Source organism: Paenibacillus sp. FSL R7-0333 (assembly GCF_038000365.1).
Lineage (GTDB): Bacteria > Bacillota > Bacilli > Paenibacillales > Paenibacillaceae > Paenibacillus_AQ > Paenibacillus_AQ silagei.
Window position 1 is genome coordinate 2,372,861 of record NZ_JBBOBZ010000001.1, and the last position, 21,706, is coordinate 2,394,566.

Genomic DNA, 21,706 nt, shown 5'->3' on the forward strand with positions numbered 1-21,706 from the left:
TTAATAAATTGAGCTTGAAAAAAAGACAGACAGGGAAAAGTGGCGGAGGGGAATTTTGGAACTGTAGGAGCGATAGCGTCCGCCTTTGTTTGCGGATTTCAACCGTTAAAAACGGGATAAATCAAGAAATCTGCAAACAACAGCGGCCGGAAGTCCAAAACTTCTCTGGAGTCACGGCGATCCCACATGAAAACTTACAAGTACAATTTATTCTGCGGGAGCGTGATCCGAATGACGACAAGAGGGTATCGCAGTGGAGCTATGAATCCAGGACAAGGCAAGCCGCGCAGACGTCTATACCGGTTTTGCGTGCCGGGGCTGATCGGCTTGTTGCTGTTCAGTCTGCTTGCAGGCATGTCAGCCCCGGTGGCTGAGGCGGCAGGCACCACGTATTACGTCGATGCTGCACAAGGCAGCGACAGTAATTCCGGTACCAGTGAAGCGGCAGCCTGGAAGACGCTGGGCAAAGTCAACAGCGTGACCTTCAGCCCGGGGGACCGGATTTTGCTCAAGGCAGGAAGTATATGGAAGGACCAGTATCTGGATCTCAAGGGCTCAGGCGCAGAGGGGAATCCGATTACGGTAGACCGCTACGGGAGCGGAGCCAAGCCGCTGATTGATTTCGGCAACACCGCCGTGGGCGGTGAAGGCTTCGGGGTCAGATTGCGCAATGTCTCTTACTGGGAGATCAACAATCTGGAGATTACAAGCGGACAGCAGCCTACAGATATGCGCAGAAACGGTGTGCTGGTCGTAGGCGAAGGAGCAGGGGCTGGGAACTTCCGGCATATTTATATCCGGAATCTCGACATCCACGATATCTTCGGCACAGACCGCCGCACAGGCGGCATCAACTTTCATGCCCGGGGAGCCAATACAGCACTTGAGAGCACCTGGGAAGATATTTTGATCGAGGACAATACGATCATTAACGTGGCGGACACGGGGATACAGACGATGACGGATGCTTTTTTCAACAGTGCCTGGACGCATAAGTTCGACGCTTTCCGGGGTGTGGTCATCCGGGGCAATGTGGTGGAGAAGATCCACCGGGACGGCATCCTGGTCAGAGCCAGCGCCGCGCCGCTGATCGAATACAACAAGACGAAGTCCATCGGAGAAGCCTGCGATGTGAATACATCCATCGTCAATTACCTTGAGGATATCACTGTCGTTGCGGCGCAGTGGGCCTATTACACCAAAGGTGCTATTTTCCAATACAATGAAGCTTCAGATACCCGGATGCTGGGTGGAGACGGCCAGCCCTGGGATTTCGACATCGAGGTGCACGACAGCATCTACCAGTACAATTTCAGCTATGACAATGAGGGCGGCACCCTGCTGGTGATGAACAACACGAACAATAATATTTTCCGCTATAATATCAGCCAGAACGATAAGGACGCTAACGGGGTGTTCCATCTGGTGAACGGCGGGGGCAATCTCTATGTCTACAACAACATCATCTACCGTTCGGGAACGCAGAATAAGGCGCTGACCCATGCGAGCAATACAGGAATGGCCTATTACACGAACAACATCTTTTATAATGCAGCCAGCGGACAATATACGAACAGCCCCAGAATGACGTATGATCACAACAGCTTCTACGGGCTGAACTCAAGTGTTCCGAACGATCCCCATAAAATCACCGGCAATCCCGGATTCGTAAGTCCCGGCACGGCCACAGGACGCGATTCGGCAGACGGCTATAAGCTGGCGCTCTCCTCTCCGCTGCTGGATGCCGGGGCGGTGGTTGCAGGCAACGGAGGACAGGACTTCTTCGGGAATCCGCTGTATAACGGTGTGCCGGATATCGGTGTATTTGAGTTCCAGGGTACGATTACACCGCCGGTTACGCTGTTCCAGGATGATTTCGAGGATGGCAATTCCAGCGGCTGGACGACTTCTGGCGGAGCCTGGGGTGTGGAGGATGACGGCACGAAGGCTCTATCACAGAACTCCGGGACAGGAGAAGCGCTTGCCTATACAGGCGACGCCTCCTGGAGGGATTACACGTATTCGGCAAGAATCAAGCTGCTGAATGCTTTTGGCAACGCGGGTCTGTTGTTCCGGTATGCGGATGCTTCCAATTATTACATGTTCCGGCTAAATGATTCCGGCGACAAGGCGGAGCTGTTCAAAAAAACCGCCGGCACGCTCACGATGGTGAGCAGCACGAATACTGCCGTTACGCCCGGCCAGTGGATGGAGCTGAAGGTGACGGTAAGCGGCAGTACGATTACGGCATCTGTGGGCGGTACCCAGCTGATCCAATGGACCGATACGGCGGCGCAGCCGGCCGGAGGGAAGATCGGTCTGCGGATGCATTCCAGCACCGCACGTATCGACGATGTTAAGGTGACGGAGTGAACGTTGGTCCGGTTCGGGAGAATTCGATAAAATTCTACTTAAAAGCGAAACGAATCCTGCGCATTCGCGTAAGATAACAGCAAAGGGCACAGCCGCAATCCTTTTACAGGTGCTTAGCGGCGGTGTCCTTTGCTGCTTACACAGACTACACAGGGAGGCATAACTCATGAAATTCAGAAAACTGTTGTCACTCAAACAATGGTCTCATATATTCCGCAGCTCCTGGCATTATATCGTTTCGCCTAATGTGGCTATGGCCGACAAGCTGCTGTTCACGATTCCGGCGCTGCTGTACTGGGTGCTGCCCGATTTCATGCCGTTTATACCGATTGACGATATTGGCGTAACGATGCTGCTGATGGGCTGGTTCACAGCGCGGATGGACCGTAAATACGCGGCGCTGCACAGCGGAAGATGACATTTTAGCGACGATTGTACCTTTAAGTGTGGATGTCCATCTCCTAATGGTTGCTTTATCCTCCCATACTCCTTAAAATGAATTATTGAGTATTTAAAATATAGAGGCCTGGGAGATGGAATCGAATGAACGTCAAAATTACCCGCAACGCGGCTAAAGTGATAAAGAAAACCATGGAACTTGAAGGCAACAGTGAGCTTAAGCTTCGTGTAGCAATTACACATGCCCATGGCGACCATGCCCACTACGGACTGGATCTGGACACGCCTAAGGAGAACGATGTTGTAGTCTCCACCGACAAGGATATCGATGTCATTCTTGATCCGAACCAGCCCCTGCTGGACGGAGTGAAGATTGATTATCTCTACTTGCCCGAAGAAGGTTTCGTTATTACTAATCCGTCTAAAGGAAATCATGGCGATCACTAGTTGATCCGCCCGTATTTTACGGACATAAAGAAGGGTTGCTTCATGGCTAACGATATAAGATTATGTGACGAGTGCAATCATATCAAAATGAAAAGCATCGTGCCCAAGCTGCTGAAGATGGCACCGGATGCCGAGATCAAGACAGGCTGCATCTCCTACTGCGGACCATGCGGCAAACGCCCGTTTGTCTACATCAACGGCCGCTACATCAGCGGACCGACGGAAGACGAGGTGCTGGCCAAGGCGGAAGCCTTCGTCAAACGGCCGGTGGAGAAGAAGTAATTCAGATCTGCTGCGTCAGCAGCATCGTACAGCCCCCGCGTTATTTGCGGGGGTTGTTTTGGTGTGCGGAGGGGAGCGGGGCAAATGTAATCGAATAACCGACCACTTTGAGCAGCGCGGAGGTGTGCGGACCAAATGTAATCGAAAAACCGACCACATTGAGCAGCGCGGAGGTGTGCGGACCAAATATAGTCGAAAAACCGATCACAATACGCAGCGTGGAGGTGTGCGGACCAAATGTAAACGAAAAACCGACCACATTGAGCAGCGTGGAGGCGAGCGGACCAAATGTAAACGAAAAACCGACCACAATACGCAGCGTAGAGGCGAGCGGACCAAATGTAGTCGAAAAACCGATTACATTTGGCCCCGCAAACGCAAAAAAGCCATAAGTCCGCAAGCACAGAGTGCTTCATGGGACTTATGGCTTCTTAGACTTAATATTGCCTATTTCCGCGGAGGCAGCGGCCCCAGGTATTGATAGTATTGGCATTCGATCCGGCCGTTGTAGAGCTTGCGGCGCTTGTCCGCCTTGCGTCCGTAGTATTGCTCGAACTCCTTGTACGGGCTGATGGCGAAGAAGGACCAGGTGGGCAGATAGAGCATCATCTCGCCGAACTGGCGGGTCAGCTTCTCCACTTCCTTGTCATTACTGATCCGCTCGCCGTAAGGCGGGTTGGTGATGATGCAGCCGTATTCCCCTTCCGGCCGGGCCTTCGCAGCAGCCATATGCTTGAACGTAATCTCACCGGAGAGTCCGGCGCTCTTCGCCGCCGCCTCGGCGATCTCAATTGCTGCCGGATCGATATCCGTTCCGGTCAGCTGCAGCGGGTAATCGTCACGCACCGCATCGAAGGCTTCCTCGCGGGCTTCTTCCCACAGACGCTGCGGAATCTCCGGCCAGTGCTCGGACGGGAAGGAGCGGCGCAGGCCCGGCGCGATATTCCAGGCGATCATCGCTGCTTCGATCAGAATCGTGCCTGATCCGCAGCAAGGATCATAGAGCGGACGATGGCCGTTCCAGCGGCTGAGCTGGATCAGAGCCGCAGCCATCGTCTCCTTCAGCGGCGCTTCCGTAGCCTGACGGCGGTAGCCGCGCTTGTGCAGTGCCGGGCCGGTGGTATCCAGGGTGATCAGCGCGATATCATTCAGTAGAATCACTTCTACCACATACCGGGGGCCGTTCTCCGGGAACCATTCAGTGCGGTACGACAGCTTCAGCTTCTCGACAATGGCCTTCTTCACAATCCCTTGGCAGGCAGGTACGCTGGTCAGCTGAGATTTATGCGAACGGCCCTCTACCGGGAATTCGCCGTTCTCGGGAATCCAGTCCTCCCAATTTATCGCCTTCACTCCTTCGAACAGCTCATCGAAGGTCCGGGCCGGGAACTGGCCCATCTTGACCAGTACACGGTCCGAGGTACGCAGCCACAGATTACAGCGGCAGATGTCGATGTAATCCCCGCTGAACAGGACCCGTCCGTTCTCGACCGTGGTCTCATAACCCAGCTCGTTTAATTCGCGTGCTACTACAGCCTCCAGCCCCATGGGGGCGGTGGCGATCAATTGTAATTTGCCCAAGTGCGCTCAACTCCGTTTAACTTGTGGATAAATACGTATAGCCAGTACAATAAGAATAACTGGTTTGTCATCTGAACCTGCAGAACGTTCAGCTTACAGTATAGGGTAAGGAAGAGTTCTGCACAATGCCTGTCCGCAGGCACACACACCCATTCAAGAGGAGAATACATATGCAGAATCAGGAAGAGTACAGCGAACAGCTATATACAGAAGATGAATTATTGCTCCAAGTCAAAGCAGCCATCGCGGCCAAAGGCATGCCGGAGGTGTCCATTGCCCCGGGCTACGGCAGACTGCTGACGATGCTGGTGACCCTCTCCCGCTCAGCAAACCTGCTGGAGATCGGGGCGCTTGGCGGCTACAGCGGAATCTGTCTGTGCCGGGGACTCACGCAGGAAGGCCGTCTCACCTCTTTGGAGCTTAAGGCTGAATATGCAGAGCTGGCACAGAGCCATCTGCAGCAGGCGGGCTTCGGCGACCGGGTGGAATACCGGACCGGCCCTGCACTGGACAGCCTGAAGCTGCTCGAAGTACAGGGGAACAGGTATGATTTCTTCTTCATCGATGCCGATAAGGAGAACTATCCGAATTATCTGGAATATGCGATCCGGCTTGCTTCACCGGGGGCGATTATTGCCGGGGATAATATTTTTCTGCGCGGCCGTACGCTTAATACGGAGAAGAACGGACCGGCCGTTCAGGCCATGCGCCGCTTCAATGAGATGATAGCGGGCGATCCCCGCCTGACCAGCACACTGCTGCCTGCCTATGACGGACTGGCGCTGGCGATGGTGAAATAGCCTGGACCACACCGGCCATACCGTTCATGCCAGTCATACCGCTCGTACCGCACACACCAGTTATACCGTCCATAAGAGAAGCAGCCTGTTAACGGAATAGCCGCGGTTCAGTCTTCTTGTACAGCTTGATCCGCACCCAGACCGTATTGATCAGCAGGAATGCACCGGAGACAATGAACAGGCCTTCAATCCCGATATAACCGGACAGGAATCCGCCGATCACCGCACCGAGCATATTGCCGAGCGCGAGCGTACTGCTGTTGAAGCCAAACGCCCGGCTCTCCTTGCCGTCAGGCGTATAGGAGCGGATCAGGGCGTTGACGCTAGGCAGCAGGCCGCCCATGAAGACGCCCATCAGGAAGCGGACGAGAATCAGCTGCCAGACACTGGTCACGAACGCCTGCGGGATCAGGAACAGAGCGGCGCCGATCAGCGCAAAGGTCAATATCCGGTGCGCCCCCACCTTGTCGCTGAGCTTGCCGAGCAGCGGCGAAGCGAGCATATTCGAGATACCGGTGACTGCGCTGACCATACCTGCCCAGAAGGCAAGGTCCACGGTGGTGCCGTGCAGCTTCTCTACATAGAGCGGCAGCAGCGACATGGGACTGACCATGGCGAACTGCAACAGGAAGGTAACGCCGAACAAGGCGGGAAGCTGCGGTACCTTCGCCAGTTCCTTTAAGCCTTCTAGCACGGATACCTGAGGCACCTGTGCTGCTTCTGCCCGGTCGAATTTCTCTTTGACCAGGAATAACGCCAGCAATGAAGCAACGAACAGCAGTGCGCCGACCACATAGAAAATCGGCCGGAACCCGATCCAGTCCGCCAGTAAGCCGCCCATAAGCGGCCCCAGAATCGTTCCGGCTACCGCGCCGGATTGCATCAAGCCCATCGCGAAGCCCATCTTCGGTTTCGGTGTGGTGCCTGAGACCAGCGCGACAGAGGCGGGGTTGAAGCCGGAGATGGTTCCGTTCAGCAGCCGGAGCAGCAGCAGCTGCATCGGGGACTGGGCGAAGCCCATCAGCACAATCACAATCGCCATGCCGAAGCTGGAGCGCAGGAGCATAATTTTGCGTCCGTATTTGTCGGCAAGCTTGCCCCAGAGCGGCTGGAAGATGAACGAGGTCAAGAAGTTGGCGGCAAAAATAAGCCCGGCCCACATCCCGATCGCGCGGTCGCCGGTCACCCCCAGATCTTTGGCGAGATAAAGCGACAGAAACGGGGTAATCATAGTCATACCTGCATTCACTAGAAACTGGCCGAACCAAAGCACCATGAGGTTGACTTTCCAGGTCTCCCAATTCTTCAAAGTGCTTTCACTTCCTTTCAGGGGATTCATTGATACAGAGTTCACGAAAAATTGACATTATATCAGTATATCATAGATTTTCAGCCGGACAATGCAACACATGTCATAGTAATGTCATGGGATTGTCATTCCCTTTCGGGTGAGACGGTTGTTAGCCGCTTACAAAAGGGGCATAATAATGATATGTGTTTTTTCACAGTATTCTATCAAATCTAATGGAGATCTTATCATGACCTACAACGACACTTTTATCCGTGCCTGCAGACAGCAGAACACGGAGTACACCCCCGTATGGTACATGCGGCAGGCCGGCCGGTATGATCCCGACTACCGTACAATCAAGGAGAAATATTCGCTGCTTGAGATCTGCAGGCAGCCTGAGCTTGCGGCTGAGGTGACTCTGATGCCTGTGCGCAAGCTGGGCGTGGACGCGGCGATTCTGTATTCTGACATCATGAATCCGGTGGCCTCCCTCGGTGTGGATTTTGACATTGTGAAGAACATCGGGCCGGTTATCGAGAATCCGATCCGCTCCGCAACTGATGTGGAACGGCTGAAGCCGATCGATGTGGAAGGCGATCTGGGCCATATACTGGAGACTATCGCCATACTGGACAAGGAGCTGGACGTTCCGCTGATCACCTTCGCCGGGGCTCCGTTCACCATCGCCAGTTATCTCATCGAAGGCAGACCGTCCAAGACCTATCACCGTACCAAGGAGCTGATGTTCAGCCAGCCGCAGGTGTGGGAGAAGCTGATGGAGAAGCTGGGCGATATGGTTATCGTCTATCTGCGCGCCCATGTCGCCAGCGGCGGGAAGGCGTTCCAGCTGTTCGACAGCTGGGTCGGGGCGTTGGCTCCGCGTGATTTTGAGCAGTATGTGCTGCCGACGATCACCCGGATTTTTGCGGAGTTGTCTGATCTGGAGGTTCCGAAGATCTACTTCCCGGGTGTCAGCTCAGGGGAGCTGCTCCCAAGCTTGACCAAGCTGCAGGCCGATGTGATCGGACTGGACTGGCGGGTAAGCATCACCGAAGGACGGCGCAGACTGGGCGGAGGCTATGCGGTTCAAGGCAATCTGGATCCATACCTGCTGACCGCGCCGATGGATATGCTCAAAGCCCGGGCCAAGGAACTGATCGATGAAGGCATCATGCAGCCGGGGTATATTTTCAACCTGGGACATGGATTATTCCCTGAAGCTTCACTCGATACGCTCAAGGAATTAACGGATTATGTGCATGAGTATTCAGCAGCGGCAATGAAACAGTCGGCACCGCCGCTGGCATAGTTGAAGAAATAGCATCAAGATGGCAGCAGCCTTTGCTGCTCTCTTTGCTGTATAGGACGTTAATTATTCATAAAAGGGGATGGAAACCGTGGCCAACAAAATTGGAGTACTCGTGATGTCGTACGGCACGCCTGAGAGTCTTGAGGATGTAGAGGCTTATTATACGCATATCCGCCGGGGGAACGCTCCTTCAGCTGAGCAGCTCAAAGAGCTGAAGGACCGCTATAAGGCGATTGTCGGCGGGGTTTTTCCGCTTAGAGAGAATACGGACCGTCAGGTGGAAGCCTTGCAGGCCAAGCTGAACAGCGGGCAGATCCAGTATGTCTGCTACCAGGGTCTCAAGCATGCCAGACCGTTCATCGAGGATGGTGTCGAGGCTATGGTCCGGGACGGTATTACCCAGGCGATTGGCATCGTGCTGGCTCCGCATTACTCTGTGATGAGTGTAGGAACCTATATCAAGCGCGCCAAGGAAAAAGCCGAAGCCTGCGGTATTCATATGGAGTTCGTAGAGAGCTACCATATGCATCCCGAGCTGATCGATGTGCTTAGCCGGAGAGTGACTGCCAAGCTGGACGAGTTCGAAGAGACCGGCGCGTCGCGCGAGGAAGTGCGCGTGCTGTTCAGTGCACATAGTCTTCCTGAACGTATTCTGGCGATGGGCGATCCGTACCGTGACCAGCTGCTGGAGACCTCTCTGGCGATTGCCGCTCAGGCGGGGGTGGAATCCTGGCAGTTCACCTGGCAGAGTGCGGGCCGGACGGCGGAGCCTTGGCTGGGCCCGGATATTCTCGATACGCTGCGTGAGCTGGCCGAGAGCCAGGTGAAATACGTGCTGTCAGCCCCGATCGGCTTCGTCTCCGACCATTTGGAGGTGCTGTACGATCTGGATATTGAAGCACAGCAGCTTGCCTCCGAGCTGGATATGCGTCTCTTGCGGATTGACTCGCTGAACAGTGATCCGGCCTATATGTCGGTGCTCAGCGATGTGGTGCGGACGAAGGCGAACCAGTTGAAGGTGAATCTGCCATGACGGCATTACCCCGCAAGGTAGTTATTATCGGCGGAGGCCTTAGCGGGCTCAGCGCCGCGTTCTATATCCGCAAGTTCTACCGTGAGGCGGCAGTACAGCCGGAGATTACCTTAATCGAGAAGGATAAGGTCCTTGGCGGCAAAATCGAGACACTGCACCGTGACGGCTTCGTGATTGAGAAGGGCCCGGATTCCTTCCTGGCCCGTAAGACGGCGATGGTCGATCTGGCCAGGGAGCTGGAGCTGGACCACGAGCTGGTAAGCACGAATCCTAATGCCAAGAAGACCTACATCCTGCAGCGGGGCAAGCTTCATCCGATGCCTGCCGGTCTTGTGCTGGGGATTCCGACAGAGCTGAAGCCCTTCCTGAAGAGCGGTCTGGTCTCCTTCGGCGGCAAAATGCGGGCGATGATGGATTTCGTACTCCCGCCCCGCCGCAGTGCCGAGGATGAGTCGCTAGGCGATCTGATTGAGCGCCGTCTGGGTACAGAGGTGCTGGAGAATATGACGGAGCCGCTGCTGGCAGGGATCTATGCAGGGGATATGCGCAAGATCAGCCTTCAGGCGACCTTTCCGCAGTTCGGTGAGGTCGAACGCCAGTATGGCAGCCTAATCCGTGGGATGACGACCGGCAGGAAGCCGGTGGAGACTCATACCGGGACGAAGAAAAGTGCTTTTCTCACCTTCCGGCAAGGATTGCAAAGTCTCGTCCATGCACTCATCCATGAGCTGCAGGATGTCCGCCAGCTCACGGGGACTGGAGCAAAATCCATCCGGGTTCTGGGAGGTGCAGGTTCTTCCGGCACTCCCCGCTACGAAGTTGAGCTGGAGAACGGTGAGGTGCTGGAAGCCGACGACATCTGCATTACGGTGCAGAACTTTGCAGCCGCAGAGTTGCTGCGTCCCCATGTGGATGTATCGGCGCTGGATGCAGTGAACTATGTATCAGTAGCTAATGTGGTTCTGGCGTTCACCCGGCAAGATATCGTTACCGAATACGACGGATCAGGCTTCCTTGTTCCGCGTAAGGAAGGGCGGAACATCACAGCCTGCACCTGGACCTCTACGAAATGGCTGCATACCAGCCCTGACGATAAGGTGCTGCTGCGCTGCTACGTGGGACGCTCGGGGGATGAACAGAATGTGGAGCTGCCGGACGACGCGCTGGCAGAGCTGGTCCGCAAGGACCTGCGGGAGATTATGGGGATCACTGCTGCGCCGCTGTTCACAGAGATCACCCGTCTGAGGTCATCCATGCCGCAGTATCCGGTCGGCCATCCCGGCCGGATTGCCGGCCTGCGCAGCGAGCTGGCGCAGAAGCTGCCCGGCGTCTATGCCTTCGGCGCAGGCTATGACGGCATCGGGATGCCGGACTGCATCAAGCAGGCGAAGCTTACGGCAGAGACTGCCGCAGCCAGCCTCACGAAGCTGCCGGAGCCGGCGGGAGCTACAGTCTAAAAGGAACGGTGGAGCGGAGCAGTGGCGCTCCACCTTTTTTTATGAGAGGCTCCGTTCCCGGCTTGGAGCGGCAGCTGATAGATATGCTATAATAGAAACACTTTAAGGGTAAAGGAGATTACTTGGACTCATGTATCCGCCGAGATCAGGCAATAGACAAGGCAAGAGACAACATAGCAGGCGACGGCGCAGAAGGGTCTGGGCGTGGGTCAATGTGGCGTTGCTGCTGATGATTACCGCAGCGCTCGCTTATTCATTTATGGATGACAAGGACCCGCAGGGCTCTGCTGCTCCGCCAGCGGCGCTTGTCCCCTCCCCTTCACCAGAAGCTGCTGCAACGGCGGCAGCCCCTACGGAAGCCGTCCCTACAGAGGAAGCGCCTGGGACAGAGGCTACAGCCACTGCGGAGCCTGCTCCGGAGGAGACACCGGAGGCTTCTCCAGTGCCTGCGGCGACCACGGAAGCTTCGGCTACGCCAGCACCGTCACCAACGGATCAGGCAACCCCTACGGATGCACCGCAGGCCACAACGGGAAGCAGCAGCGGGCTGGTCGCAGGCTTGCCGGAGAATACCTCCGGAGCGACGGTGAAGCTGAGCTTCGCCGGAGATATCATCTTCAGCGGGAAGGCAGGTGCGCTGCTGGAGCAGAAGGGCTACGATTATTCCTACAGCGCGCTGGATGGAATGTTCAAGAAGGATGACCTCACGGTAGTCAATCTGGAAACGCCGATTACTACACGCGGGGTTGGGGCCAAGAACAAGCAGTTTGTGTTCAAGGGACCGCCGAAAGCACTGGACGCGCTCAAAGCCGCCGGTGTGGATGCCGTCAATCTGGCTAACAACCACACGCTGGATCAGGGGGAGGAAGGTCTGCTGGATACCCTGAAGCATCTGGGTGAGCGCGGAATCCCTCATGTGGGGGCAGGGCGGAATAGCCAGGAGGCCTATTCGGCGCAGTATTTTGAACGTAATGGAATTAAGATTGCCCTGCTGGGCTTCACCCGGGTGATGCCAGTGATTGAATGGAAGGCGGAGGCGGGCAAGCCTGGCCTTGCCTCGGTGTATGACAGTGCGGAAGGTCTCAAAGCGATTGCCGCAGCCAAGCAAAAGGCCGATGTTGTCGTTGTCGTCGTCCATTGGGGACGGGAGCGGATGGAGCAGTATGACAAGACCCAGCAGGCGCTTGGGCATAGCTTCATCGATGCCGGAGCCGATCTCGTGATGGGCGGCCATCCGCATGTGCTGCAGGGAATTGAGCCGTACAAAGGCAAATGGATTGCCTACAGCACAGGCAACTTTATTTTCACACGCGGCTCCATCCCGGCGACTTGGGAGACGGCGGTATTCCAGGCGGAATGCAGCAAGCAGGGGCAATGCGCTCTTAAGCTGAAGCCGATGGATGCCGAGCTGGCGCAGCCGGTGCCGATGAATGAAGCCGACGGGCAGCTGCTGCTGCACAGAATACAATCTATTTCTTCCGGCCTGATCAAGGTCCGCAATGACGGTACCGTAACCCAAGCGGTGAAATAGCCGGAGGTGCGTATCAATGATGAACAATATGTGTGTAGCCCACCGTGGTTTTTCCGGTAAAGCCCCTGAGAACACATTGGCTGCCGTGCGGATGGCGATTGCGCTGCCTTATGTACGCTGGATGGAGATTGATGTGCAGCTGACGAAGGACGGGGTGCCTGTGGTCATCCATGATTATTCCCTGGACCGCACGACTAATGGACACGGCAAGGTGAAAAATATGGATTATGAACACATGCGGCGGCTGGATGCCGGGAGCTGGAAAGGGCGTGCTTTTCGTGGAGAGCGGGTGCCTTCCCTGGAAGAGGTGCTCGCTCTGGCGTCAGGCCGGCTGCGGCTGAATATTGAACTGAAGACGGTGGGGGACATGTATCCGGGTCTTGCGCAGGCGGTCATTGATCTGGTAAATGCCAGGGGAATGCGTGAGGAAGTGGTGCTGACCTCGTTCGATGCCGGCGTATTGCGGCGGATCAAGGAGCTGGACGCGCGGTTCCATACAGGGCTGATCTATGACTCCAGATCCGGTAATCCTGCGGGTAAGCTTGATGAGCTGGGCTGCTCCTTCTTATCCATCAGCTATGACCGGCTTAGCCCGGTTCTGGCCAAATCCCTGATTGAACGCGGGGTGCAGGTGATGGCCTGGACCTTGAATAAGGGCAAGGAAATGCGCCGCCTGTCGGAGATTCATTCCGATATTATGATCTGTACGAACCGTCCGGATATCTGGGGCGAACTCTTTTTGAAGGCCTAATAAGGATTGCAGCATTGCAGTATGAATTCCAATTCATAGAGGAAGAGAGCTGACGGAACAATGAGCAGTGCGATCAATAATGTATACTGTGTAGGACGCAACTATCAATTACATGCGGAGGAGCTGGGCAACAAGGTGCCTGCCGAGCCGCTGATCTTCCTGAAGCCGTCTCATGCTGCCGTGGCCCTGGATAAAGCGATCATCCATCTGCCCAAGGACGCTGGATTGATTCATTACGAGGGGGAGCTGGTGCTGCGCATTGCACGTGATTACGTGCCGGGGATGAGTGTGCAGGAGCTGGTAGATGTGATGGCGCTGGGCCTCGACTTCACGCTCCGTGATGTGCATAATGATCTGCAGCGCAAGGGGCTGCCGTGGACGGCCGCCAAGGGCTTCAAGAATGCGGCTCCGCTGACCCCTTACATGGCATTGCCTGAGCAGGAGGAGCTGGAGGCCACCGACTTCACCGTCCGCAAGAACGGGATCGAAGTTCAGCGCGGGAACGTGAAGAACATGATTTTCTCCCTGCAAAAAATCGTTGAATTCATTGCCGCCCGCTACGGGCTGGGCAAAGACGATATTATCTTCACCGGAACTCCCGCCGGTGTAGGTCCTGTAGTGGCGGGCGATTCGTTCGAGCTGTTCTGGGGCGATACCCTCATGGGCACCTGCCTGATCGGTTAAGGCGATGCTCTCAGGACTTGAAGTGCTGCAATGGCTGATTGGGGCCTGCGGCGCGCTGCTGGTTGCCGGGGCTGCCTACTGGAAGCATTCGCTTAGCTTCTCAGGAATGGTGGCGGCAGTCGTCATGGGGACGATCTATTTCGGTGCGGGAAATCTGTTCTGGTTCGGTATCCTGCTCGTGTTCTTCATCTCCTCAACCCTGCTGTCGAAGCTGCATCATGAGAATAAGGCAGAGCTGGAGGCCACGTATGACAAAACCGGACGCCGCGACGCGGGCCAGGTCTTCGCCAACGGCGGACTCGGGATGCTGGCCGTTCTGCTGAACGCGGTCTATCCGCTGGAGCTCTGGGGCTTCCTGTTCATCGGGGTGATGGCTACCGTGACCTCGGATACATGGGCGACAGAGATCGGCACGCTGGCCCGGAAGCCTCCCCGGTCGGTGCTGACCGGGAAGGTGCTGGAGGCAGGCACCTCCGGCGGCGTATCCCTGCCCGGGACGCTAGCTGCTGCGGCGGGAGGAGCGCTCATCGGTGCAGCCTCCTGGCTGCTGCGGGCGGCCTCCGGCATGACGCCCCATGCCTTCTCGCTGCTGGTGCTGGCCGGACTACTGGGCGGGCTTGCGGGAGCTTTTGCCGACTCGGTTCTGGGTGCTACCGTGCAACGGATGAACCGCTGCACGGTCTGCGGCCGCGAGGTCGAGGCCTCCAAGCACTGCGGGAAGCCTACGGTATACGCCAGGGGCTGGCGCTGGATGGACAATGATACTGTAAATGCTGTAAGTTCTATAATAGGCGGTGCTGTAGCGCTGCTGGTCAGTTATATCAGTTACATAGGATAAGGACGGACCTGAGGATTAAGCCGGCCGTTGCGTTATCCGGTAACATACAGGATTCTATGGGTTGGGAGGTGAACCGTTGAGCAGTGCATCCGTAGACAAACATGCAGCTATTCTGGATGCCGCTTATGAGCTTTTCGGTTCAGGCGGCTTTTATGAGACCAAGATGTCGGAAGTGGCCGAACGTGCAGGCATTGCCAAGGGTACGGTCTATTTATATTTTAAAAGCAAAGAGGAGCTCTTCATGGCGGTTACCCGCCGCGATTGTGAAGGCTTCCTTGAGCAGCTTGAGGGTAAGCTGAGGACCTGCTCCGCAATGACAGACAAGCTCTCCGTGATTGCAGAGCATCATCTGTTCTATTACTATGAGCGCAAGCAGCATACGAAGCTGTTCTTCCGTGCGCCTAACAATAACCCTGAGCTGGTGGCGTATATGGCACAGTTCATGGAAGCCTATATGCAGGCTGTGGTGAAGGTGCTGCTGGAAGGCGGGGCTACCGAGCCGGAGCTGATGGCACAGTCGTACATCGGGATTCTGGACCGTCTGAAGATGGATATCCTGTTCGACCCTGAGTTTGCCGAGGCAGATGCGGATAAGAGGGCGAAGTTTGCGGCCAGGCTCTTTATCACTGGGGCACTGGGCAGCCTGGATTCGGCGCTGGGCGACTTCCCTGCTGAAGCTGAATCTTAAGAGAGTACAGCCAATTCCGGTTTCAAAATATAAGGCAAGCGAGGACAACTGATGAATATTATGACGGTGGAACATCTCTCCAAGAGCTACGGGGAGAAAACCCTGTTTCGTGATGCCTCCTTTGGTATGGACGACAGGGATAAGATAGGCGTAATTGGCGTCAATGGCACGGGAAAATCAACCTTTCTGAAGATTATCGCCGGGCTCGATACAGCAGATGAAGGGCAGATTAGCATCGGCAATGATGTGCGGGTGCAGTTCCTGGCCCAGAATCCGCCTTATGAGCCTGGAAATACGGTCCTGCAGCAGGTATTTGCCGGAGAGGACCCGGAGCTTGCGACGATGCGGGAATATATGGAGGTTATGTCTCTTCTGGAGCAGAATCCGGGAGATTCAGGGCTGGAGAGCAGGCTTGTCCGGATTGGACAGGCCATCGATGCCGCTGGCACCTGGCAGCTGGAGAGTGAAGCCAAGACGGTCCTCACGAAGCTGGGGATTACCCGCTTCGATGCCCGGATGGAGAGCCTGTCGGGCGGACAGCGCAAGCGCGTGGCGCTGGCGGCGGCACTGATTACGCCGTCGGAGCTGCTGATTCTGGATGAGCCTACCAACCATATTGATACGGATTCCGTAGCCTGGCTGGAGCAGTATCTGCAGAAGCGGCGCGGGGCGCTGCTGATGGTCACGCATGACCGTTATTTCCTGGAACGGGTAGCCAGTGTAATGCTTGAGCTGGACGCCGGGAATCTGTACCGGTATGAAGCGAACTATTCGCGGTTCCTGGAGCTGAAGGCAGACCGTGAAGAACGGGAGGCTTCGGCCGAGCAGAAGCGCAAGAATCTGCTGCGCACCGAGCTGGCCTGGATTCGCCGCGGGGCTAAGGCACGCTCCACGAAGCAGAAGGCGCGGATCGACCGCTTCGAGAAGCTCAAGGAGAGCACGGGAGGCGCATCGGCGTCATCTATGGATATCTCTGTAGCCTCCACCAGACTGGGCCGCAAAATCATTGAGATTCAGGATCTCACCAAATCGCTGGATGGCCGGACCTTAATCAAGGATCTGAATTATATTGCTGTGCCGCAGGACCGTGTGGGGATTGTCGGCAAGAACGGCAGCGGCAAGTCCACGCTGCTTAACCTGATTGCCGGTAAGCTTACCCCGGACAGCGGTGAGGTGCAGCTCGGGACAACCGTGAAGCTGGGCTATTTCACCCAGGAGCATCAGGACATGGATCTCAGCCTGCGGGCGATCGAGTATGTGAAGGAAGAAGCCGAGATCATCAAGACAGCAGACGGCAGTGTCATCACCGCCGGGCAAATGCTGGAGCGCTTCCTGTTCCCGCCCGCGATGCAGTGGACGCCAATCTCCAAGCTGTCCGGCGGCGAGAAAAGACGTCTCTACCTGCTGCGTGTCCTCATGGGAGCGCCGAACGTGCTGCTGCTCGATGAGCCGACGAATGATCTGGACATCGGTACACTCGCTGTGCTGGAGGATTACCTCGATGAATTCCCTGGCGTAGTCTTCACGGTATCGCATGACCGTTACTTCCTGGACCGCACCGTGGATAAGCTGATTGCCTTCGAGGATGGGGGCATCCGCCTGCATGTCGGCGATTATAGCGAATATGAAGAGTGGCTGGCGAAGAACGTCCCTTCGGGCAGCGGGAACTCCGGCAAGGCAGAAGGCGGCTCCGGCCGCAGCGCCAGCGGGACGGGTGCTGCCGCTGCTGAGCAGGGCGGGAATGCACAGGCCGGGTCAGCGCCGCGCGAGAAGCTGAAATTCACCTTCAAGGAGCAGCGTGAGTATGAAGGAATCGACGAGGCCATTGAACAGGCGGAGCAGCATCTGACGGACATCTCGGCACAGATGGAAGCGGCCTTCGCTGACTCCGGCAGACTCCAGGAGCTGGTGGAGAAGCAGCGGCAGGCCGAGGCAGAGCTGGAGCGCCTGATGGAGCGCTGGACGTATCTGAGTGAGCTGGCGGAGAAGATCGCGGGTAAGTAGGTAAGCAGCAACGCTTAGAAAGGGGCCGGTGACCCAGTGACTGTGACTCATACGATAGAAGAAGCCGTGCAGCTGCGCTCCTCTGGCCAAGCTGAAGAAGCGAGGAACATGCTGCTACAGCTACTCTCAGAGGGCGACAGTACTGCTGAGCTGCATTATCAGCTGGCATGGACGCATGATGTGCTGGGCTTGGAGCGTGAGGCGGTAGCTTATTACGAGCAGAGTCTTGCCTTAGGTCTTCCAGATGCGGAGCAGAAGGCAGGCGCGATGCTGGGTCTGGGCAGTACGTACCGGACGCTCGGGCAGTATGCGGAGTCCCGTGTGGTGCTGGAGCAGGGAGCGCTTGAATTCCCGCAGCGTGCGGAATTCAAGGCTTTTCTGGCCATGACGCTGCATAATCTCGGTGCACACACCGAAGCCATGGAGCTGCTGCTTACCTTACTTGCGGATACATCCGCCGATCCCAGTATCCGGGATTACCGTAAGGCCATCAAGTACTATGCGGACAAGCTGGAGCAGGTATGGCCTTAACCGGGGGATACAACATCTCACGTGTCATCGCAGCCTAATCCTCAAGTTCAGAAGGTTTATGCGAAAATCCTGCCCAAAATGCAACATCTCACTCGTTATCTCAGCTCTAATCCGCAAATGTTGCACAAAATGCAGGATAAATCCTCCCTGGAGCCGGTGGGCGGGGAGATTGTTGCAATTTATGCAGGAATCCCCTGCAAACGTCCAGTTATGGGCAGGCCAGGTTGCAATAGTTGCAACATTTCGGCCTGGTCAAGATTAATATGGTCAACTAAAAAGGCAGCCCCAGCTATTTACATGAGCTGGTGCTGCCTTTTTGTACTTGTTTACTAATATCCAGGTCGTGTTGCTATAGAAAGTGACCCGCCGTGGCGAGCAGCCCGATCAGTTCGCCCCAACATAAGCCGCCAGCAGCTTAGCCGTATTAAGCACAGCCTGCTTGTGGGTACGCTCCATGGAGTGCGAGGCGTGTACGCCCGGTCCGATCAGTGCGGCCCGGATGTTATTTCCGCCGCGCAGCGCAGCAGAGGCGTCGGAGCCGTATTGCGGATAGATATCGACCGCGAATGGAATGGCCAGACCGTTCGCCAGCTCGATCATGCGGCTGGTCATGGCATAGTCATACGGGCCGGAGGAGTCCTTAGCACAGATGGAGACATCCGTCTCTTTGCAGCTGAGGTCATCGCCCATCGCGCCCATGTCCACAGCGATCATCTCATTGATCTCCCCTGGAATCCAGGCAGCACCGTGACCTACCTCTTCATAGTTGGAGATGAGAAGGGACAGGTTATGCAGCGGCTTCCAGCCTTCGCGCCGGATGCTCTCCAGCAGCCCGAATAAAGCGGCTACACTGGCTTTGTCGTCCAGATGGCGGGATTTGATATATCCGCTGGGGGTAAGCACCGCCCTTGCATCGAACGAAATGAAGTCACCTACCGAAATCCCCAGCTTCAGCACATCATCCTTGGTGGAGACCAGCTCATCAATCCGGATCTCCATATTCTCTTCCGCACGCTTGAAATCACGGGCATCGGCATACACATGCACAGATGGATGACTGGTCAGGATCGTACCGGTATAAGTTAGGCCGCTGCGGGTATGGATGATGCAATATTCATTCTCAATGCTGTTCATGCTGAATCCGCCTACAGAGGTTAAACGGAGGGTACCGTTAGACTTAATAGAGCGGACCATGGCACCGAGCGTATCCACATGGGCGCTGATGCCGATCGTGCGCGAAGGATCAAGTCCGGGTACGGTGAGCATCGCGCCGCCTTTTTCATTCCAGGTGAGCGGAATATTGAGCGCCGCCGCTTCTTCAGCCACGAGTGCCATCACCTGGGCGGTGAAGCCGCTGGGGCTTGGGGTGTCGAGCAGTTTTTTGAGCAGATTCAGAATATATTCTTCATTGGGCTGGATGTTAAGCAAGGACAGTTCCTCCTATTCGTCTATGGGTTACAGCTGGGATGATCCTTCTGGAGTAAAGGGAGCACTCTCAGCAGGGATAGCTTCCATGTTGATACTGTTAGCGTCACGCAGCTTGGCAAGCTCGGCATTCAGGCTCTTGATCTGCTTCTGCAGCTTATACTGGCGGAAAATCCCGTACGAACCGACCACAACACCGCCGATCAGCGCACAGCCAAGAATAACGAGGATAAGCGGAATGCTGACAAAGTCGAAGCCGAAATTCACCGGAACCGTATCCACATTCATTACTGCGAATACTGCAGTCAGCAGAGCGAAAAATAAACCTAATATAAGTGACCATTGTAATTTCATATAGCTTCCTCCTCAGGATGATGTGACAATACAAATCCCCTGCCCGCAAAGGGCAAGGGATTACTGTAATACTAAGCCTTCTGTCTTACTTGGTCAACTGCTCCATCTGCTCAATGACGCTCTCAAATACGCTCATCGCTTCGCGGATCGGTTCAGGAGAGGACATGTCAACCCCTGCCTTGGATAAAATGTTGATTGAATAATCACTGCCGCCGCTCTTCAGGAAGCCTAGGTAACGGTCTACCGCCGGATTGCCTTCCTCCAGAATCTGTTTGGCGAAGCTCGTCGCCGCCGAGAAGCCGGTAGCATATTTGTACACATAGAAGCTGTTGTAGAAATGCGGAATCCGCGCCCATTCCATCTCAATATCCTGATCAATCACCATATCCTTGCCGTAATACTTGACATTCAGGTCATAGTAGATGGCCGAGAGATCCTGCGGTGTGAGCGACTCGCCTTCTTCAGCACGCTGGTGAATGATTTTTTCGAATTCAGCAAACATCGTCTGCCGGAATACCGTCGTGCGGAACTGGTCGGCATAATAGGTGAGCAGGTACATTTTTTCCTTCGGATCTGTGGATTTGTTCAGCAGGTAATCCATCAGCAGCGCCTCATTGGTAGTAGAAGCAACCTCCGCCAGGAAAATAGTGTACTGCGCATCCCGGTATTTCAGCGCTGTGTCTGAATAGTAGGAATGCAGGGCGTGACCCATCTCATGTGCCAGTGTGAACATGCTGTTCAGATTGTCATTATGGTTCAGCAGCACGTAAGGATGGGTGCCGTAAGCCCCCCAGCTGTATGCGCCGGAGCGTTTGTTCTCGTTCTCATAGACATCGATCCAGCCTTTGTCATAGCCTTCCTGCAGAACACTAAGGTAGTCCTCGCCAAGCGGCTTCAGGCCTTCCTTGGTAATCTTCTTGGCCTCGTCAAACGTAATATCCAGCTTATATTCGTCCACAAGCGGAGCGAACAAGTCATACATATGTAGCTCATCTACCCCAAGCAGCTTCTGGCGCAGCTTCATATAACGGTGCATCAGCGGCAGACTCTCGTGAATCGTATCGATCAGATTCGTGTAGACTTCCTTCGGAATATTGTCGCCGTACAAGGACATTTCCAGTACGGAAGGATATTTGCGCACACGGGAGTAAAAGACATTCTTATTCACATTCGCGCTCAGCGTGGCGGCAATGGTGTTCTTTTGCTTGCCGTAAGTTTCATAGACCGCTTTGAAGGCGTTCTTGCGTACCTCACGGTCCGGGCTTTCGAGGAATTGAATATAGCTTCCGTGAGTCAGCTCAACTTCCTTGCCTTCTTCGTTCTTAATCTTAGGGAACTTCAGATCCGCATTATTCAGCATGCTGAATACAGTTTGCGGGGCCTGGGCGATCGTGCTGACCTGAGCCAGCAGCGCTTCTTCCGCCTTGGACAGGACATGGGCCTTCTCACGTTTCATTTCAGTCAAGGTGAAGGTGTAGTCGGAGAGCGAAGGGTCAGCGATGAACTGGTCCAGTGTCGCGTCAGGCAGGGCCAGAATCTCAGGTGTGACAAAAGAAAGAGCTTCACCCGCTTCAACGCCAAGCTTCTTGGCCTTGGAGGAGAGAGCCTGGTACTTCGGAGCCGCTGTATCCTCGTCCTGGCGCATATGCGCATAGACATAGAGGCGTTCAGTCAGCAGGGACAGCTTATCGTCCAGCTCGAAGCACTTCTTCAGGGCATCCGGAGAATCCAGCTTCCCCTGGAAGGAGGCAGCGCTTGTAATCAGCGCCTTCACTTCCTTATATTCGGCATCCCATTGCTCCTCTGAAGCAAACATATCTTCAAGCTTCCAGCGGTTCTCGGCGGGCACTTCACTTCTCTTAGGTAATTGTTCCATAGAAATCCTCCTCGGTAGATGGGATGCGACTGGGCTGCTCTCCGCCTGCGGG

Annotated in this window: 21 protein-coding genes; 15 read left to right on the top strand and 6 right to left on the bottom strand. The window is 55.5% G+C overall.

Annotated elements, in window-relative coordinates; translation table 11 throughout:
- The first annotated feature begins 231 nt into the window (after positions 1 to 231).
- The 4 genes from MKY86_RS09710 to MKY86_RS09725 all read left to right on the top strand — a co-directional run bounded on the left by MKY86_RS09710 (position 232) and on the right by MKY86_RS09725 (position 3,501).
- Positions 232 to 2,373, top strand: a complete 2,142-nt coding sequence (locus MKY86_RS09710) for a family 16 glycoside hydrolase (protein WP_340826780.1) — start codon at positions 232 to 234, stop codon at positions 2,371 to 2,373.
- 166 nt (positions 2,374 to 2,539) lie between these two features.
- Positions 2,540 to 2,791, top strand: a complete 252-nt coding sequence (locus tag MKY86_RS09715; protein WP_036725259.1) for a hypothetical protein — start codon at positions 2,540 to 2,542, stop codon at positions 2,789 to 2,791.
- 125 nt (positions 2,792 to 2,916) lie between these two features.
- Positions 2,917 to 3,219 carry a HesB/IscA family protein gene (locus MKY86_RS09720; RefSeq protein WP_036702251.1) on the top strand — a complete coding sequence of 101 codons (303 nt, stop codon included), beginning with the start codon at positions 2,917 to 2,919 and terminating at the stop codon, positions 3,217 to 3,219.
- Between the two features lie 42 nt (positions 3,220 to 3,261).
- On the top strand, positions 3,262 to 3,501 hold the full coding sequence (locus tag MKY86_RS09725) for a DUF1450 domain-containing protein (protein ID WP_036725257.1): 240 nt from the start codon (positions 3,262 to 3,264) through the stop codon (positions 3,499 to 3,501).
- A 40-nt stretch (positions 3,502 to 3,541) separates the two neighbouring features.
- Here MKY86_RS09725 and MKY86_RS09730 read toward each other — a convergent pair whose 3' ends face one another.
- A complete protein-coding gene (locus MKY86_RS09730) occupies positions 3,542 to 3,901 on the bottom strand; it encodes a hypothetical protein (protein ID WP_143803671.1) in 360 nt (119 codons plus the stop codon).
- A 47-nt stretch (positions 3,902 to 3,948) separates the two neighbouring features.
- On the bottom strand, positions 3,949 to 5,082 hold the full coding sequence (locus MKY86_RS09735) for a THUMP domain-containing class I SAM-dependent RNA methyltransferase (RefSeq protein ID WP_036725255.1): 1,134 nt from the start codon (positions 5,080 to 5,082) through the stop codon (positions 3,949 to 3,951).
- Between the two features lie 170 nt (positions 5,083 to 5,252).
- Here MKY86_RS09735 and MKY86_RS09740 point away from each other — a divergent pair, with 170 nt between their 5' ends.
- Entirely contained in the window at positions 5,253 to 5,882 is a 630-nt protein-coding gene (locus tag MKY86_RS09740) for an O-methyltransferase (RefSeq protein ID WP_076078405.1), read from the top strand.
- An 88-nt stretch (positions 5,883 to 5,970) separates the two neighbouring features.
- Here MKY86_RS09740 and MKY86_RS09745 read toward each other — a convergent pair whose 3' ends face one another.
- Positions 5,971 to 7,191, bottom strand: coding sequence for an MFS transporter (locus MKY86_RS09745; RefSeq protein WP_036725253.1), 1,221 nt, complete (start codon positions 7,189 to 7,191; stop codon positions 5,971 to 5,973).
- 229 nt (positions 7,192 to 7,420) lie between these two features.
- Between MKY86_RS09745 and hemE the strand changes: the two genes are divergently transcribed.
- The 10 genes from hemE (at position 7,421) to MKY86_RS09795 (ending at position 17,999) form a co-directional block, all read left to right on the top strand.
- On the top strand, positions 7,421 to 8,482 hold the full coding sequence (gene hemE / locus MKY86_RS09750; protein WP_076078406.1) for a uroporphyrinogen decarboxylase: 1,062 nt from the start codon (positions 7,421 to 7,423) through the stop codon (positions 8,480 to 8,482).
- Between the two features lie 88 nt (positions 8,483 to 8,570).
- Positions 8,571 to 9,515 carry a ferrochelatase gene (gene hemH / locus MKY86_RS09755; protein WP_076078408.1) on the top strand — a complete coding sequence of 315 codons (945 nt, stop codon included), beginning with the start codon at positions 8,571 to 8,573 and terminating at the stop codon, positions 9,513 to 9,515.
- Positions 9,512 to 10,972, top strand: a complete 1,461-nt coding sequence (gene hemG, locus MKY86_RS09760; RefSeq protein ID WP_076078409.1) for a protoporphyrinogen oxidase — start codon at positions 9,512 to 9,514, stop codon at positions 10,970 to 10,972. The genes hemH and hemG overlap by 4 nt, the downstream gene beginning before the upstream one ends.
- A gap of 130 nt (positions 10,973 to 11,102) precedes the next feature.
- Positions 11,103 to 12,503: a CapA family protein gene (locus MKY86_RS09765; RefSeq protein WP_076078411.1), complete on the top strand. Its 1,401-nt coding sequence runs from the start codon at positions 11,103 to 11,105 to the stop codon at positions 12,501 to 12,503.
- 19 nt (positions 12,504 to 12,522) lie between these two features.
- Positions 12,523 to 13,254 carry a glycerophosphodiester phosphodiesterase gene (locus MKY86_RS09770; protein WP_076078509.1) on the top strand — a complete coding sequence of 244 codons (732 nt, stop codon included), beginning with the start codon at positions 12,523 to 12,525 and terminating at the stop codon, positions 13,252 to 13,254.
- Positions 13,255 to 13,314: 60 nt separating this feature from the next.
- On the top strand, positions 13,315 to 13,938 hold the full coding sequence (locus MKY86_RS09775) for a fumarylacetoacetate hydrolase family protein (protein ID WP_076078412.1): 624 nt from the start codon (positions 13,315 to 13,317) through the stop codon (positions 13,936 to 13,938).
- A 25-nt stretch (positions 13,939 to 13,963) separates the two neighbouring features.
- Positions 13,964 to 14,776, top strand: coding sequence for a DUF92 domain-containing protein (locus tag MKY86_RS09780; protein ID WP_076078510.1), 813 nt, complete (start codon positions 13,964 to 13,966; stop codon positions 14,774 to 14,776).
- 76 nt (positions 14,777 to 14,852) lie between these two features.
- The gene (locus MKY86_RS09785) at positions 14,853 to 15,464 is read left to right on the top strand and encodes a TetR/AcrR family transcriptional regulator (RefSeq protein ID WP_076078414.1); all 612 of its coding nucleotides are present in this window, start codon (positions 14,853 to 14,855) and stop codon (positions 15,462 to 15,464) included.
- Between the two features lie 51 nt (positions 15,465 to 15,515).
- Positions 15,516 to 17,468: an ABC-F family ATP-binding cassette domain-containing protein gene (locus MKY86_RS09790; protein ID WP_076078415.1), complete on the top strand. Its 1,953-nt coding sequence runs from the start codon at positions 15,516 to 15,518 to the stop codon at positions 17,466 to 17,468.
- Between the two features lie 36 nt (positions 17,469 to 17,504).
- Positions 17,505 to 17,999 (top strand): tetratricopeptide repeat protein, encoded by a 495-nt coding sequence (locus MKY86_RS09795; protein WP_340826788.1) that lies wholly within the window; start codon positions 17,505 to 17,507, stop codon positions 17,997 to 17,999.
- A 384-nt stretch (positions 18,000 to 18,383) separates the two neighbouring features.
- On the opposite strand, the gene MKY86_RS09800 is transcribed toward MKY86_RS09795, so the two are convergent.
- The 3 genes from MKY86_RS09800 to pepF all read right to left on the bottom strand — a co-directional run bounded on the left by MKY86_RS09800 (position 18,384) and on the right by pepF (position 21,654).
- Positions 18,384 to 19,427, bottom strand: a complete 1,044-nt coding sequence (locus MKY86_RS09800; RefSeq protein WP_076078417.1) for a M42 family metallopeptidase — start codon at positions 19,425 to 19,427, stop codon at positions 18,384 to 18,386.
- A gap of 27 nt (positions 19,428 to 19,454) precedes the next feature.
- The gene (locus MKY86_RS09805) at positions 19,455 to 19,778 is read right to left on the bottom strand and encodes a LapA family protein (protein ID WP_076078418.1); all 324 of its coding nucleotides are present in this window, start codon (positions 19,776 to 19,778) and stop codon (positions 19,455 to 19,457) included.
- Positions 19,779 to 19,863: 85 nt separating this feature from the next.
- The gene (pepF, locus tag MKY86_RS09810; protein ID WP_076078514.1) at positions 19,864 to 21,654 is read right to left on the bottom strand and encodes an oligoendopeptidase F; all 1,791 of its coding nucleotides are present in this window, start codon (positions 21,652 to 21,654) and stop codon (positions 19,864 to 19,866) included.
- Between the last annotated feature and the right edge of the window lie 52 nt (positions 21,655 to 21,706).

What these genes read in the sequence shown, in the direction of transcription:
- MKY86_RS09720 (WP_036702251.1), top strand. Translation starts at nt 2,917, where the DNA reads ATGAACGTCAAAATTACCCGCAACGCGGCTAAAGTGATAAAGAAAACC.
- hemE (WP_076078406.1), top strand. Translation starts at nt 7,421, where the DNA reads ATGACCTACAACGACACTTTTATCCGTGCCTGCAGACAGCAGAACACG.
- MKY86_RS09775 (WP_076078412.1), top strand. Translation starts at nt 13,315, where the DNA reads ATGAGCAGTGCGATCAATAATGTATACTGTGTAGGACGCAACTATCAA.
- pepF (WP_076078514.1), bottom strand. Translation starts at nt 21,654, where the DNA reads ATGGAACAATTACCTAAGAGAAGTGAAGTGCCCGCCGAGAACCGCTGG.
- MKY86_RS09790 (WP_076078415.1), top strand. Translation starts at nt 15,516, where the DNA reads ATGAATATTATGACGGTGGAACATCTCTCCAAGAGCTACGGGGAGAAA.
- MKY86_RS09740 (WP_076078405.1), top strand. Translation starts at nt 5,253, where the DNA reads ATGCAGAATCAGGAAGAGTACAGCGAACAGCTATATACAGAAGATGAA.
- hemG (WP_076078409.1), top strand. Translation starts at nt 9,512, where the DNA reads ATGACGGCATTACCCCGCAAGGTAGTTATTATCGGCGGAGGCCTTAGC.
- MKY86_RS09725 (WP_036725257.1), top strand. Translation starts at nt 3,262, where the DNA reads ATGGCTAACGATATAAGATTATGTGACGAGTGCAATCATATCAAAATG.
- MKY86_RS09770 (WP_076078509.1), top strand. Translation starts at nt 12,523, where the DNA reads ATGAACAATATGTGTGTAGCCCACCGTGGTTTTTCCGGTAAAGCCCCT.
- MKY86_RS09710 (WP_340826780.1), top strand. Translation starts at nt 232, where the DNA reads ATGACGACAAGAGGGTATCGCAGTGGAGCTATGAATCCAGGACAAGGC.
- MKY86_RS09765 (WP_076078411.1), top strand. Translation starts at nt 11,103, where the DNA reads ATGTATCCGCCGAGATCAGGCAATAGACAAGGCAAGAGACAACATAGC.
- MKY86_RS09805 (WP_076078418.1), bottom strand. Translation starts at nt 19,778, where the DNA reads ATGAAATTACAATGGTCACTTATATTAGGTTTATTTTTCGCTCTGCTG.
- MKY86_RS09715 (WP_036725259.1), top strand. Translation starts at nt 2,540, where the DNA reads ATGAAATTCAGAAAACTGTTGTCACTCAAACAATGGTCTCATATATTC.